A 14281-nucleotide genomic window follows, 5' to 3' on the forward strand; every position below is an offset into this window, starting at 1 on the left:
TGCCAGACAACTTTTCCATTTCATGAAAAAGTTGGTCAGGTACAATTTATGTTTTTCTGATGAAAAACAAAAATCTATAAAAAGCACCGCCGACTTTCAAATCGCGAAGGCCGGTGGTGTTTTTTCATGCTCATTTCATTCTAACCAATTATATCAATATATTCGCCACTTAAGGCTTTGTTCATACTACGAACTGCACAGAATTTTCCGCACATTGAACAGGTATCATCAAACTCTGGTGCACGGTCCGCTCTGATAGATTTGGCAGTTTCAGGGGCAATTGAGCATTCCCATTGCTTATCCCAGTCAAAACACTGTCTCGCCTCTGCCATCTGATTATCCAAATCCAGAGCATGTGGAATTTTCTTGGCAATATCCGCTGCATGGGCCGCAATTTTTGATGCAATGATTCCCTGCTTTACATCCTCCACATTTGGAAGTGCAAGGTGCTCCGCAGGTGTCACATAACAAAGGAAGGCTGCACCATTTTGGGCTGCAATTGCACCACCAATTGCTGAAGTTATATGGTCATAGCCAGGTGCAATATCTGTAACCAGAGGCCCCAACACGTAGAAAGGTGCACCCATGCAAATCTTCTGCTGAATTTTCATGTTTGCGGCAATCTCATCCATCGGCATATGTCCTGGACCTTCCACCATCACCTGCACATCCTTTTCCCATGCACGCTTTGTAAGTTCTCCTAGACGAACAAGCTCCTCTATCTGACATACATCACTGGCATCAGCAAGGCAGCCTGGTCTACAGGCGTCACCCAATGAGATTGTCACATCATGCTCACGGCAAATTTCCAATATTTCATCATAATATTCATAGAAAGGATTTTCCTCTCCAGTCATTGTCATCCATGCAAATACCAGGGAGCCTCCGCGGCTGACAATATTCATCTTGCGCTTATGCTTCTTAATTTGCTCGATGGTCTTTCTAGTGATTCCACAGTGAAGGGTAACAAAATCTACACCATCCTCTGCGTGAAGTCTCACCACGTCGATGAAATCCTTGGCGGTGAGTGTAGCGAGATCACGCTGATAATGAATCACACTGTCATAGATTGGAACTGTTCCAAGCATAGCAGGACATTCTGCCACAAGCTTCTGACGAAATGGCTGAGTGTTTCCATGGCTGGATAAATCCATAATTGCTTCTGCACCCATTTCAACAGCTGCCATAACCTTTTGCATTTCGATATTGTAATCCTTACAGTCTCTTGATATGCCAAGATTCACATTAATTTTTGTGCGAAGCATACTTCCAACACCCTCAGGATTTATACATTTGTGATGCTTGTTTGCTGGAATTGCAACCTGCCCCTTTGCCACAAGTTCTCTTATTTCTTCAGGTGTACGATATTCCTTTAATGCCACCTGCTTCATTTCTGATGTAATGATACCCTGACGGGCAGCGTCCATTTGAGTTGTGTACTCTCTCATATTCTCCTCCTTATTTTTACACCTCATCCGCCCCTTCGGGGCACCTTCGCCTCAACGGGAAGGCTAGAGGCCCGTTTCCATTTCCCAGATTTAATTGTGCCTGGATACATTTTGTAAGATATTTTTTTGCCAAATTTATCGCCTCTGTAAGCTCATAACCCAGTGCAAGATTGCAGGCTATGGCACTGGATAGTGTACAACCTGTACCGTGAGTATTAGGATTGTGGATTCTTGTACCTTCATACCATGTCAGCCCCCCATGCTCATATAAAACATCACTTGCATCTCCTGCTGCATGACCTCCTTTTAATAAAACTCCACAGCCATATTTTTCTCCAAGAATTCTAGCTGCCTGTTCCATTGCTGCTCTATCGGAGATTTCAATTCCTGCCAGCTTCTCTGCTTCAGGAATGTTTGGTGTTATAAGCTTTGCAAGTGGGAAAAGTAGCTCCTCTAATTTCTCAATTGTCCCAGATTTTGACAGGCTTTTTCCACTTGTCGAAACCATTACTGGATCCAACACCACATTCTTTATATCGTATTTACGAATATTCTTAGTTACCACCTCAATCTGTGACACAGATGGTATCATTCCAATTTTAATTGCATCTGCTGGGATATCTGAAAGGCAGGCATTTATCTGAGCATCCAGAAACTCTGGGGAAGCTTCCACAATATCAAACACCCCAGTGGTATTTTGCGCGGTAAGAGCTGTAATGGCAGTCATGCCATACACCCCATGGGCGCACATTGTTTTCAGATCTGCCTGTATGCCAGCGCCACCTGAAGAGTCGGAACCAGCAATCGATAGTACTATTTTCATAATGACACCTTGTCTCGCCTCCCGGCTCGGTCGTTGCTAAACAGGCTCCACTGGAGCCTAGCAACCCTCAAGTGGAAGCCTTTCTTTAAATTTTTCCGCAACTGCCTTTGGTGATGTTGCCTTCATAATGGCTGACACCGCACACACTCCAGCTATAGGAATTTCCTCCAGCACCTTTAGGTTATCTGGATTCAAGCCACCTATGGCATTTACCGGTATTGGCACCGCTTTTGTTATCTCTCTTAAGGTGTCTGTTGATGTAAGTACCGTCTTCACCTTTGTAGTAGTTGGGAAGATTGCCCCCACTCCAAGATAATCTGCCCCAGCCTCATAGGCGGCCCTTGCAGCTTCCACAGTCTTGGCTGTAGCTCCTAAAATCTTGTCTACGCCAATGAGCTTTCGCGCCATGGCAACTGGCATATCCTCAGCCCCTACATGAACTCCTTCTGCATCGACAGCAAGCATTACATCCACCCTGTCATCAATTATCAGCGGTACTTTATAGACGTGAGTAATGTTATGAACTGCCTCCGCAAGCTCTATATATTCTCTTGTGGATTTATTCTTCTCCCTGAGTTGGATAAGGGTAACCCCGCCCTCAAGGGCCGATTTGACACGCTTTAAAAATTCTTCCCTCGTATAGCCTGTGCTATCGGTTATAAAATATAAACTGCTATCAAAATCCATCTTTTTCTCCTATCTTATCCAGCAGGTTCACCATAAAGGTTCCGCTTCCCTTATCTGTTCTGGCTTTTACTCCACAACTTTTGAAAAATCTGCAGGCTTTTTCCACACTGACAGGCGAATTATCAAATGCCAGCCCAGTGGCAATGATTGCCCCAAGCATGCAGCCTGTTCCAGTGACAGAAGACAATTCTGCGCAGCCTCCCTCAACAGATATCACTTTTCCCTCGTAGGATATTAAATCTGTCTTTCCAGTGGATAATATGATGCATTTATATTGTTCTGCCAGCTTTGAATCAATATCCTTCATATGCGATACTGAAATATCCTGACCTGCATCCACTCCGCTACTTCTATATGAATCATCATACAAAGCCATTAATTCCGAATAATTTCCCTTAATTACTCTGCACTTATGTTGGATTATGAGTTGCTTTGCAAAATTTCTTCTAAGGCCTGAGCAGGCTACCCCAACTGCATCCAATACAACAGGAATCCCCTTGGCATTTGCAACCGCAATAGCTTTTTCCATTGCCTCCATTCTGGTGTCAGATATATTTCCCAGATTCAAAAGCAAAGCATCGGCTGTCTCTGTTATTTCCTCCACCTCCAGAGGATGCTCTGCCATAATAGGTCTTGCCCCCAATGCTAATATCGTATTTGCGGATTGATTCATTGCAATGGGATTTGTAATACAGTGAATTAAAGGCTTTCTGTTTTCTCTTTCCATGCCTTATCCTCTCCTGCAAGTTTGCTTTGAATATCACGAAGTACTCCCGCTCTTTGAAGCTGATATAAGAGAAGTGCTGCAATACTTCCCCCAATCAGCGTTCCACAAATGAAAGATGGCACATAGAATAGCCAGCTTAGGCCTTCTCTTCCCCAAAGGAATGTCATAACTGGATATGAAACAATTGCCCCAATGATTCCTGTTCCAAAAATTTCACCTAATACTGCCGCCCAGATTTTTCCTTTGGAAATTTTGTAAAACACGCCTGATAAAAATGCGCCAAAAACTGCACCTGTTAAGGCAAGCGGAGGTATTCCCATAACTGCCATTCTTATCACGCCAATCATCACTGCAACCGCCAGCGCATCAACTGGCCCCAGGAAAACTGCGGCTGTGATATTAATTAGATGTGCCATCGGGCACATTCCTTCCACTCTAAGCAGCGGTGATATCACCACACCAGTTGCAACAAGCATTGCCATCGTTACCATCCTTAATAAATTCATCTTTTTCATGTCATTCTCCTATGGCTGGTTACACATACAATCCTCAGTATTACTCCGGAGAGCTACAAAAAGCTCTCCTTGAGTAACACTAAGAGATTGTCTGCTACCAGCAACAAAAAGCATAAAAATAGAGACCACCTGATTTCTCAAATGGTCTCCATGAATTTACGTATATAAACACGGCATCCCTACGTTGGCATTATCCAAATCAGGTTCTCGGTCGAAGGTCACACCTTCCTCTCAGCCTGTTTACAAGCTCCCGGCTCTATTTAGTTTTTAGTTACTAGTAGAGTATATCGTATTTACGAATTAATGCAAGAGGAAATTTATGCTGGTTCCCATTTACAACGTACCGGAGAAACAATTGAACCATCCTTCTTCATCTCAGCCATTGCTTTATCAACCACTTTTCTATCAAGACCTGTCAATTCCGCAATCTTGCCTGCATTAAGTGGTTCACCAGCATTTTTCATTGCTTCTAAAATCTGCTCTTTTTCACTCATAGGATTCCTCTCTCTTTCTTAATTATTTAATTTTGATACATCTATAGCTACTAAAACACGAGCTGGCCCCAAATATGTATTATCTTCTATACTACCTGTTCCAGTTACATCTATTGGACCAAGTGTTCTAGAACGCTTTAGTTCTTCCCCAACCTTCATATCCCTCATATTTTCCAAGAATTTTTCCAAACTATTTGTATATGAACAATAATCATATGTATATGGACTACTTGAAAGCAGTATTGAAATGCCAGTCGGCTGTAACAATCGTGTACGATATTTTGATGATTTGCATCCTATTATCTTTTTGAAACTTTCACAATTGCCAAAGATTAACTCATCTTTATTAATAACCGTAAACATTGCATTTGCTTTATTTAGACTTTTGGTACCGTTATAAACACAATCAGAATCAAATCCTGTGCAGCTGTATAAATCATCTTGTGAAATCGGAATATTAAACTTATTACCCTTTTTATCTTTTACTTTAAACTGCAAAAACACACGTCTAAAGGTATCAGGATAATTAGCATCATCCTTCATCCTTATTTCTATATCACCTAACTCACACTTTCCACTTGTACCAGAAATTGTATTGTTGTAATTAACAATACTTCTTAATCCATGTATTAAAGAAAAACCCGTAGTATCTTTCATATTTACAATAAAAGCATCCTCAAGTTTTGTAAATATTTCCTCTTCATAATAATATTGTCCTGTACCAACTAAAGCTTTGTAAGTCTCAACAATTTTATTAATCATATACTCTTCAAAACCTCCACTATTTTTTCCGTCAGCACTATTCCATCCTTATCCTGTTCGCTTTTAGACAATTCGCTGAATGGTACTAGTGAATTATGCACTGTTGCCATTTCACGGGTCTTTTTATCAAGAAAACTATCCGAACTTTTTTGATAACCCAGAGTTCGCATATACATATTCCATCTCATATGCTCATACATTTTCCATGTGTAATCATCTTTCAGAATATCGTATTTAAATTCAGCTTCATCACTGATTGGATATATACCAATATCTATAAGCTCTACTTTGTACTTAAGACTCAATGTGCGAGCATACACCGAATGGCGATTAAACTCATTATTACAGTATTCTTCCCAGGATTTTGGATTATCTTTATTCTGCTGTCTGATTGCATGAATTGCCATTGATGCCTTTTCCAATTCTGACATCGTAATGAACTCATAATTGAAGGTCTCATCTATTCCACCAACTAATTCATACTTTCTAACTAAATCCTCGTTCCAGCTTTTGCTAATCTCCTTATGAGCCATATTGACTTGAATTATACAATTGTCATCTGCAAAGCCTTTTTGCACTCTATGAGCTTTTAATCGCTTAGCTAGATTAACATTTAGCAAATCCGCTCCTGCATTAATAAAAACAAAAGAAAGCCCATCCTTATTCTCCAAACACTGTTCATATTCAAGTGTTTCAAAATCCACATCAGAATGGTATTGAATTCTGTAAAAAGCATCCCCCTCTACATCACAAAAATCATAAATCTCTGGCATTAGTTGCTTCAACTTGTCTCTTCCATTACCAGCATCGATAACAGTTAATTTCAAAATATACCCAGGCATCTGAGCCAATGATAATATTGCCTTAATCATTTCTAGGTTTCTTATATTCATTCCACCTATAATCAAAACATTTATCTTTCGTTCACCATTATCCTCAATAGCTGCTTCAAAAATTGATTTTTTCAACAAATTGTTCAGCGCAAAGTTTTCCTCAGCTCTAACAAAATTAATAATTGTCTTTGATGGCAATTTATTCTTCTTAGCATACTCATTATACATTCCCCATGGAGTATCTATTAGTTCCACATAGCACTTAATGACTACATCTTCATTATTTTTTGAAAATGTACTAATCTCCTCAAGTTTCTTTAGATTGTTTTCTTCGTTCTCTTCGAAAAGAAATATTTCTAGTCCTTTTGCGTGCCCTAGCTTATCTAAAACAACAGCTATATCTGAATTTAAATATATGCCACCAACAGAAGCTATTTTTTCTCTTCCTGCTCCGCTAACTTCAGATTGGCTACATGCAAAAATAATATTATTTTTCTTAATATCTACTTTTCCAGAAATACTTTTAGCTAATGCAATTGTCTTATCATTGCATTCAGATAATAAATACGAATATTTTCTTCTATTGAGCGATAGTCTCAATCTCTGCCACGGTCCATCCAAAAATTTAACAATGAATCCACCAACAAATATTATTAAAACTATATTAGCCAAAACTCGTATGATTCCATATACACTGGAAAAATTAGGATGTAATCCAAAAACCACTTTTTCATATCCATTTCCAGCATAGATATTGAAGCTCTTAAGTAATGCTGTAGAGATTCCCTCTATTATCCTTAGCATAACATTAGTTCCAGTTGAATCATTAAATATTTCCTCTGGAATATACATAATCCAGCATGCCACAAATTCAAAAAAGGCGGCACTTACATAATGTATGTCACTCTTATTTTCCTTTGTTAACCAATAAATTACCCCATAAAATGCAAAGGCTAGTCCCAATATCATTGTAATCAGCCAAATTACTTCCTCTGAATTAAACTGAGTAAATGCCCCCAAAATATTAATCATACTTTTCACCAATCTCTTGATTTTTTATTCTACTAAAAATATACTCCTTATATCATATATGCTGCGAGGATAGAAGAATGTTATTACCTGAACTTATCACTGAACGAACGAATTATGCTCATGTTATTGCAATTATTAATAATAGTTATGAGACATTATATGATGAAGAGGATTTCTTTATTATCCATTCATTAGTAAATGATAATTATTGTGTCGAGATGCGTGATAATTCTAAGCTAGATAAAGTTGCACACATTTTGGAAACCTTGCGTCCCGACCTTTTACTCACTACAAGTCAGGCAATCTTCAACAGTTTAAAGAATGAATATAGTAACGCATATATGTGCAAGCAATTCACATATCCTGATAATTTCGGCTTTAATCCTAACGTTAGACTATTAAACAAAGCAGATTTACCTTATGTAATTGATACCTACGGTGAATCCAATTACATAACCCAATTATTCGATAGAAACCGTATTTTAGGTTACTATCTTGATAACGCTCTTATTGGATATGTTGTCCATCACATTGACGATACTGTCGGCGCTCTATTTATAACACCAGAATACCGAAGAAATAAATACGGTGCAGAGTTACTTAAATCAGCAGTGAATTATTTTGGTAGTAACTTAGTATATTCTCATGTAGTATCAACAAACACCGCCTCCCTAAAATTACACCAATCAATTGGTGCCAAAACGGCTGATACTAACATTTATTGGATGCACAACATCGGATATTCATTCAATTAAAATAATTCATCATCTGGTTCAAACACACCGTAACCAGCAACATAACCAGCCCTAAAGTAGAAATCAGGAGAACAAAATAAGCTTTCAACATCATCATAATTATTTAACAGCCAGCTATAGGCCTCGACATATTTATCATACTTAGAATTTGCTCTATTTTTTTCATTATCCTCAGACAATGCTTTCATTTCAGGCAACAGATAAGAAAAATAATTATGACACATAGCCAACTGAAAGGCTGTTTTATGATTTGCAGTTGATAGTATTTCATCCGAAATATAAACCTTATCAGCTCCTGCTCTTATTAGATAGGTATAAACTTTCTTTCCTAAATGTCTATATCCCGCACCATCGTCCAATTCCAGAATTTCCTTTAGCTTTGGTATCAGCTTTGCTTCATCAGGATACCCATCAATGTAATCATCATCCAATTCTCTAATATAAATAATTCCCCCATCAGGATTTAAAAGCTTCGCCAACTCCCTAAGAGTTTTCTCTGGTTCAGGCATATCCTTCAGAATCAATGTCAAATCAATTATATCAAAACCTTCAATCTGATTGTCAGACATAAGTTTCTTTACTGCATCAATATAATTTTCTGTTGCGAACTCATCTGCTATAAAATGACCCTTTTGAAAGATTCTGTCAGCCTCATCCAATAGACCTCTGTAAGTAACACCATAGATTTCTCCTGGATTTATTCGTTTTCCTAGGCTTAATGCTCTTTTAGGATTAAGTGCATACTTTTTTGCATAAGTTTCTATATCATAGGCCTTGTAAACCAGTAGATTTAAATCATTCCTATCCTTAAAAATACTCTCCTGCGTTATTGCTCTTTCCAATATATTCCAATCAATCCCGCGACACACAGTGTGATCTGTCTTTATCCAAAGAAAATCTGCCTCATCCATCCCATGCTCTGAATAGTATGAATTATTCTTTGTCGTTTTTCTCTTTTTGAAAGGAAGTCCATCCTCACCCTTCATCTGCCTAATAATTTTGTCTATGAGAACTTCTTCATCTGAAATAGACATAGTATCCCACTTATGTCTATTGTATGTCTCAAACTTCTTTATGTAATCATCTTCATCATCCCAGTTTGTATCATCTCTTAATTGATACCCCGCCTTATAGATGAGAATAAAATTTTTGCTTTGTTCAACAGCATATTCTATTTCTTCCCTGACACGATCATGGTCAGATTTTTTTGTGAAATATCCTTTAGTCAAAATCATAATAAAATTGGGCGCTTTACTAATCTCTTCTTTAATTCGAATAGTAAAGTCCTCATTTCCAATTTTATCTTTGTCAAAAAACACATCCAACCCCTTTGAGCAGAGATGTGTTCGTATATTACTTGCTAATTCAGACCCCGTATCTCTTCTATAACTAATAAATGCATCCATATATTACCCACTCCCGAAATTGCATACTATAGAATGATAGTATCTTTTGCTTTTAAGAAAAACAAGAATAAAAATATAAAAATTTCGTGAATAAAGGCAGCCAACAATGGCCGCCCTAATAAACTAAACTTCAATCTGCATCTTTTCGTGAAAACTATTTGCAATTTCAAATATATTAGTAACTGTCACAATACCCGCTTCCACCACATAACAAACCACGTAAGGATCGCTAAGCCACCCAAGATGTCTTATCTTTACATCCATACAATGAATACCTTCGGAATGTTCTGGTTCAACTGATAATATTGGATATATATCTGATTCAACTTCCAATGCAAGGATTTTATCAGCAATAACACAATACCTTTCTTCATCTATTTCAGCAAACCTTTGTCCATAAATTGGTAAATGGTATACATAACAATCCATATCCTCCAACGCAATATCTGTTATTCGAACAGTATTCGTTTCAATCAACTCTTTAGATCTATATTTTGTAAATCTTTCGTTATCACGATAATTGCCAAAAGCTTCCACCGCTAGCTTTGTATTTCCATTTTTGAATTCCTCGTAGCTGGCATGTATCCGTGCGTGTATTTCATCTTTTGTGAGATTACTTGCACTACATTTATCAGACTTTTTATAGTCCATAAAATCGATATCACTAAAATCCACATCATAATAGCCTGAAATCTCTTTATATTCATCATCAATACTAATTCCATGTGGATACACTCCATACAAGCATCCAAGGCCAAGTATTACACTTATATAATAGTCATGGTCACATTTCTGTTTATATATAACTTCCCTAAACCGATTTATAGCAACCTTGAATGATTCGCCCATAGTGCAATGTTCCTCAAAGTCACCCATTCCATCAGCCCAATCCATAGCACTTGCAAAACCAACAACTCTAACCATTGTGTCCTTAGATAACGTATCCCAACCTTTGAGTCCTCCTGCTTTTCGCAGCAACTCTCCTTTTTGTTTCTTTGCTTCCTCATATATCTCGTCTGATTCTTTAGACATAACTCATCCCTCCAGTTCTGTAACCACATTCTCGTGTAAAAACGAATCCCTAGATTTAGGTTAGATTTAACACAAAAACACATATATCGTCAATAAATTTTCATATTTTCCTTCTATAATTATCGTAAGGTATTGTGACTAACTGCGACTATTCACATAGAAAATTAAGGAACAATAAACGCAAGCTATGAATGTTAGTAATTTCAAAAAACCTTTAAAAAGAAGCATTACCATCGGCTGTATATTGTTCGTAGTTTGCCTGTCATCATTCATATGCATTTTCGGTTATTTGGGTGACCGAAAATCTTTGTTTGAAGCATACGAATCCCGCATGACAGACATCTTGAACTATGTTTACTATCACATTGATCAGGACGATTTGGCACAGTGCGTTGAAACTGGTGTGCCTTCAGATAAATATTGGGAACTTCAGGATTTTATGGATGAGATAATGGAGCGTATGCAGCTACACTATCTATATATTATTGTTCCACTGGATACCTACGAGCCTGGAAATGTTATTAACGTACTTTCTGCAGATACAGCGTATGGACGAATGTTCGAACCAGACGGCTACTATCTCGACTACCTGATTGATGATGAGTACACCCGCGAGGAGGCTTTAAAATATTACAATGCCATGCAGAAGGATGATATTTCTTTCTTTGAAATTGTCAGTGGTTGGGGTGATGACTACAGTGGTATAATGCCTTTGAAAGATAGCGATGGAGAAACCTACGCTATTCTCTGCGTAGATTTCGAAATAAGTGAGATTCATAATACCATTCTGATCTACACAATTACGAATGTGGTTATGATACTTCTGGTTAGCCTTGTGTTCTCACTAATAGCACTGAGCTGGATAAATAAAAATGTGACCGTTCCTGTGGTTTCTTTGGAAAAGAGTGTGAACGATTTTGCTGCTCTCTCACATATTCAGAGAGACCCTGGACTACTTCGATATGATGCGCCAAATATCACTACTCAAAACGAGGTTGAATCCTTGGCTAATTCTATCAACCAGATGACTCAGGATATTAAAACCTATGCTGCAAATATCTTAGAGGCCGAGGTACAGGTCCAGGATATGAAATCCCAGGTTACACGAATGGATATGTTGGCCTATCAGGATGCTCTGACTCATGTTAAAAACAAGACCTGGTACGACACCATTGAGGAACGTGTTAACGAAGATATAGCATTAGGAATCGCCGAGTTTGCAATTATTATGGTAGACTTCAACGATCTTAAGAAGATAAATGATACATATGGACATGATTACGGCAACGAGTATATCGTCGGTGCGACAAAACTCATCTGCGATATTTGCCCGTTTTCTGCTGTGTTTAGAGTTGGCGGAGATGAGTTTGTAATTCTCCTTGAGAACAAGGCCTACGAGGAGAAAGATGATTTGTACAACAAACTCATCCAAACCTTTATGAATACATCAAAAGATGAGACTCAAGAACCTTGGAAACGCTATTCTGCAGCTTTTGGTCTTGGGGTATATAATCCTTATGACACCTGCATGGAAGATGTTTTCAAGCGTGCAGATAAAGTTATGTATGAGAACAAACAACGTATGAAGAAAGCTGAACTTTAATGTCTAAATCTACCATCAAAAAAATCTTCATAATTTATTTTTCCATAGTTGCTGTTGTTTTTTCCATGCAGCTTATTTACTATGTCAACATTCACTTTGCGAAGGTAACAAATCACGAAAAAGTCGAGCAGATACTCCGAAATGACCTTGGTTACGACTGGGATAATATTGATAAACAGCTTGAGGAAATAGAAGCTCTGTTGGAGACTGAAGATTTAACAAATGAAGATATGGGCCGACTCTATGAACGCGCCAGCTTGATTTGTCTAAATAAAAAAATGCATTCAGATTATTTTAAAAATATCAGCACTGCACTCTATTACCTGAAACAGAGTGATGACACAGATTATACTATTAATATTTATCTGGACTTGGCCAACTTTTATCTGAATAATTATGCCAATGAAGAAGCTGAAAATATGATTGCTGCGGCGGAAGCTCTTAAATCTTTCGACGAAATAGATAATCTACAGATAAAGGCTTACGCCTATCGTATGCAGGGCATTGTTGCCGTTCTTAATCTTGATTACAATGAAGCTGAAACCTATTTTAACGATTCTCAGCGTATAATTGACTTAAGTTCCTCCAACACCTTTGAGACTCTGTATACAGCTATGAATGATGTTTGGCTGGCAAGAGTCTATGAGGAAACAGGACGTCTATCAAAGTGTAAAGAGAAGCTTGATAAATGGGCTGACTCTGATGTATTTACTACAGAAGTTTATCGTCAAATTAATCTAAGAGATTTTATCATTCCATATTATCAGGCTAAGTGCTACTACCTTTGTGCAGAAAATATCAAAGAGCGAAATAATTCCAGCCAAATGGACACAGAGGCAAGGGAACAGGCCGTTATTAATTATCTTCATGAATTTATGGAACTGTGTGAAGAAAATGAATACGAGAAAGCAGAGCTTTATACTCTGTTAAAGATACAAAAGGAATATCCAACAAGAAATGAGAATATACAGCGTGAGCTTATCACTGTTTTAAATGAGCTTTACAGCAATACTTTCAAGCAGCAGAACTTCACCTATGCAACTGCCATCAGAAGTTTTATTATTGCAGCCCAAGAAGATTTACGTGTAAATCAACAGGCATGGAGAAAATCCGTCAGACGTACCAAAATTGCCATTATATCTGCGATGGCTTTAACTGTTGTGGTATTGATTCTAATAATTATATTCATGAGTAATCGATTCGATGGTTTAACTCATCTTCTGACTAGAAAAGTATTTGACTATGACTTGGCCAAAATTCAAAAGTCCAACAATGAATATGGCATCATCATGATAGATATAGATGATTTTAAGAATGTAAATGATACTTATGGTCACCAGTCCGGTGACATTGTGCTTTGGCGACTGGGCCAGCTCATTGAAAACGAAACCACATCTGATATACATGCTTACCGCTATGGTGGAGAAGAATTTGCCCTTATTGTTGGGAAGAACGCTTTACCTTACATAAAAAAGATGGCAGATCGTCTATGCCACTCCATGTTCCAGCAGGCCTGGGACTTCGACAGTGAGCTTCTTATCACACTAAGTATCGGCACTGCCACAGGCAAAGGTACAGAGAACGTTGTGAAGATGGCCGATGACAATTTGTACTACTCAAAAGCCCATGGTAAGAATCGAGTGACTTCAACATAATAGATTAAAAAAGCGCTGAACCCATTCGGATTCAGCGCTTTGATTTTGTCGCATGAGTGAGAGCAATAAAACCGCCCTCATATATTTTCAAGATTATGCAATATAAAGTGCATGCTTTGCATCTGCTACATTCATTTTGCTTACCTTGTTCTGGGACTGAACACTAACTACCTTCATAGTGTTCCTGGCAACGAACTCAGTGTGAATTCCATGTCTGAGTAAGTCCTCTGCCTTTCTGTACAAGTCCTCTGGTCCTGTACATGTAATAATTGTACCAACAGCCATTTTCTCTTCCTCCCCAGCCTAATAATTTTGTCACGTTACTTGGGATATATCGCCAAGAAACAAGATAATCTTAAGTCTCCTTCGAGGATTTGTAAACAAAAAAGCTGTGAACAATTTGTGAACTTTGCTTAAACGTTTAATAACAAAAAAGCACCTTGTCACGGTTACAAGCCTTTACTCTCTCTGCTCGACTAAATGTCTCACTGAGAGAGCAAAGAGCTTGT

At 38.0% G+C, this 14281-nt stretch carries 14 protein-coding genes and 1 riboswitch; of the genes, 3 read left to right on the forward strand and 11 right to left on the reverse strand.

The annotated features are described in order from the left end of the window. Positions 1-140: 140 nt before the first annotated feature. The 8 genes from thiC to FXF36_RS02570 form a co-directional block, all read right to left on the reverse strand. A complete protein-coding gene (gene thiC / locus FXF36_RS02535; protein WP_151622316.1) occupies positions 141-1448 on the reverse strand; it encodes a phosphomethylpyrimidine synthase ThiC in 1308 nt (435 codons plus the stop codon). 16 nt (positions 1449-1464) lie between these two features. Continuing rightward, the gene (thiD, locus tag FXF36_RS02540; RefSeq protein ID WP_151622317.1) at positions 1465-2271 is read right to left on the reverse strand and encodes a bifunctional hydroxymethylpyrimidine kinase/phosphomethylpyrimidine kinase; all 807 of its coding nucleotides are present in this window, start codon (positions 2269-2271) and stop codon (positions 1465-1467) included. Between the two features lie 57 nt (positions 2272-2328). Beyond that, positions 2329-2958 carry a thiamine phosphate synthase gene (gene thiE / locus FXF36_RS02545; protein WP_151622318.1) on the reverse strand — a complete coding sequence of 210 codons (630 nt, stop codon included), beginning with the start codon at positions 2956-2958 and terminating at the stop codon, positions 2329-2331. After that, positions 2948-3685 (reverse strand): hydroxyethylthiazole kinase, encoded by a 738-nt coding sequence (gene thiM, locus FXF36_RS02550; RefSeq protein ID WP_151622319.1) that lies wholly within the window; start codon positions 3683-3685, stop codon positions 2948-2950. Before thiM ends, thiE begins: the two co-directional genes overlap by 11 nt. Then, on the reverse strand, positions 3658-4200 hold the full coding sequence (gene thiW, locus FXF36_RS02555; RefSeq protein WP_151622320.1) for an energy coupling factor transporter S component ThiW: 543 nt from the start codon (positions 4198-4200) through the stop codon (positions 3658-3660). Before thiW ends, thiM begins: the two co-directional genes overlap by 28 nt. A 159-nt stretch (positions 4201-4359) precedes the next feature. Next, positions 4360-4464, reverse strand: a riboswitch (TPP riboswitch). Between the two features lie 53 nt (positions 4465-4517). After that, positions 4518-4694, reverse strand: coding sequence for an HTH domain-containing protein (locus tag FXF36_RS02560; protein ID WP_151622321.1), 177 nt, complete (start codon positions 4692-4694; stop codon positions 4518-4520). Between the two features lie 18 nt (positions 4695-4712). Continuing rightward, positions 4713-5456, reverse strand: a complete 744-nt coding sequence (locus FXF36_RS02565) for a hypothetical protein (RefSeq protein WP_151622322.1) — start codon at positions 5454-5456, stop codon at positions 4713-4715. After that, positions 5453-7321, reverse strand: coding sequence for a hypothetical protein (locus FXF36_RS02570; RefSeq protein WP_151622323.1), 1869 nt, complete (start codon positions 7319-7321; stop codon positions 5453-5455). The genes FXF36_RS02565 and FXF36_RS02570 overlap by 4 nt, the downstream gene beginning before the upstream one ends. Positions 7322-7398: 77 nt before the next feature. Here FXF36_RS02570 and FXF36_RS02575 point away from each other — a divergent pair, with 77 nt between their 5' ends. Then, positions 7399-8076 (forward strand): GNAT family N-acetyltransferase, encoded by a 678-nt coding sequence (locus tag FXF36_RS02575; RefSeq protein WP_151622324.1) that lies wholly within the window; start codon positions 7399-7401, stop codon positions 8074-8076. On the opposite strand, the gene FXF36_RS02580 is transcribed toward FXF36_RS02575, so the two are convergent. Further along, entirely contained in the window at positions 8073-9482 is a 1410-nt protein-coding gene (locus tag FXF36_RS02580; RefSeq protein WP_151622325.1) for a TIR domain-containing protein, read from the reverse strand. The genes FXF36_RS02575 and FXF36_RS02580 overlap by 4 nt on opposite strands. Before the next feature lie 123 nt (positions 9483-9605). Next, entirely contained in the window at positions 9606-10514 is a 909-nt protein-coding gene (locus FXF36_RS02585; protein ID WP_151622326.1) for a hypothetical protein, read from the reverse strand. A gap of 187 nt (positions 10515-10701) precedes the next feature. Between FXF36_RS02585 and FXF36_RS02590 the strand changes: the two genes are divergently transcribed. Both FXF36_RS02590 and FXF36_RS02595 read left to right on the forward strand, forming a co-directional pair. After that, on the forward strand, positions 10702-12117 hold the full coding sequence (locus FXF36_RS02590) for a sensor domain-containing diguanylate cyclase (RefSeq protein ID WP_151622327.1): 1416 nt from the start codon (positions 10702-10704) through the stop codon (positions 12115-12117). Beyond that, entirely contained in the window at positions 12117-13772 is a 1656-nt protein-coding gene (locus FXF36_RS02595; RefSeq protein ID WP_151622328.1) for a GGDEF domain-containing protein, read from the forward strand. Before FXF36_RS02590 ends, FXF36_RS02595 begins: the two co-directional genes overlap by 1 nt. 93 nt (positions 13773-13865) lie before the next feature. On the opposite strand, the gene FXF36_RS02600 is transcribed toward FXF36_RS02595, so the two are convergent. Next, the gene (locus FXF36_RS02600) at positions 13866-14057 is read right to left on the reverse strand and encodes a hypothetical protein (RefSeq protein ID WP_151622329.1); all 192 of its coding nucleotides are present in this window, start codon (positions 14055-14057) and stop codon (positions 13866-13868) included. Between the last annotated feature and the right edge of the window lie 224 nt (positions 14058-14281).

It is taken from the genome of Pseudobutyrivibrio xylanivorans, from assembly GCF_008935055.1.
Classification (GTDB): domain Bacteria; phylum Bacillota; class Clostridia; order Lachnospirales; family Lachnospiraceae; genus Pseudobutyrivibrio; species Pseudobutyrivibrio xylanivorans_A.

What these genes read in the sequence shown, in the direction of transcription:
- FXF36_RS02585 (WP_151622326.1), bottom strand. Translation starts at nt 10,514, where the DNA reads ATGTCTAAAGAATCAGACGAGATATATGAGGAAGCAAAGAAACAAAAA.
- FXF36_RS02580 (WP_151622325.1), bottom strand. Translation starts at nt 9,482, where the DNA reads ATGGATGCATTTATTAGTTATAGAAGAGATACGGGGTCTGAATTAGCA.
- FXF36_RS02590 (WP_151622327.1), top strand. Translation starts at nt 10,702, where the DNA reads ATGAATGTTAGTAATTTCAAAAAACCTTTAAAAAGAAGCATTACCATC.
- thiE (WP_151622318.1), bottom strand. Translation starts at nt 2,958, where the DNA reads ATGGATTTTGATAGCAGTTTATATTTTATAACCGATAGCACAGGCTAT.
- thiW (WP_151622320.1), bottom strand. Translation starts at nt 4,200, where the DNA reads ATGAAAAAGATGAATTTATTAAGGATGGTAACGATGGCAATGCTTGTT.
- FXF36_RS02565 (WP_151622322.1), bottom strand. Translation starts at nt 5,456, where the DNA reads ATGATTAATAAAATTGTTGAGACTTACAAAGCTTTAGTTGGTACAGGA.
- thiC (WP_151622316.1), bottom strand. Translation starts at nt 1,448, where the DNA reads ATGAGAGAGTACACAACTCAAATGGACGCTGCCCGTCAGGGTATCATT.
- FXF36_RS02595 (WP_151622328.1), top strand. Translation starts at nt 12,117, where the DNA reads ATGTCTAAATCTACCATCAAAAAAATCTTCATAATTTATTTTTCCATA.
- FXF36_RS02575 (WP_151622324.1), top strand. Translation starts at nt 7,399, where the DNA reads ATGTTATTACCTGAACTTATCACTGAACGAACGAATTATGCTCATGTT.
- FXF36_RS02570 (WP_151622323.1), bottom strand. Translation starts at nt 7,321, where the DNA reads ATGATTAATATTTTGGGGGCATTTACTCAGTTTAATTCAGAGGAAGTA.
- FXF36_RS02560 (WP_151622321.1), bottom strand. Translation starts at nt 4,694, where the DNA reads ATGAGTGAAAAAGAGCAGATTTTAGAAGCAATGAAAAATGCTGGTGAA.
- thiM (WP_151622319.1), bottom strand. Translation starts at nt 3,685, where the DNA reads ATGGAAAGAGAAAACAGAAAGCCTTTAATTCACTGTATTACAAATCCC.
- FXF36_RS02600 (WP_151622329.1), bottom strand. Translation starts at nt 14,057, where the DNA reads ATGGCTGTTGGTACAATTATTACATGTACAGGACCAGAGGACTTGTAC.
- thiD (WP_151622317.1), bottom strand. Translation starts at nt 2,271, where the DNA reads ATGAAAATAGTACTATCGATTGCTGGTTCCGACTCTTCAGGTGGCGCT.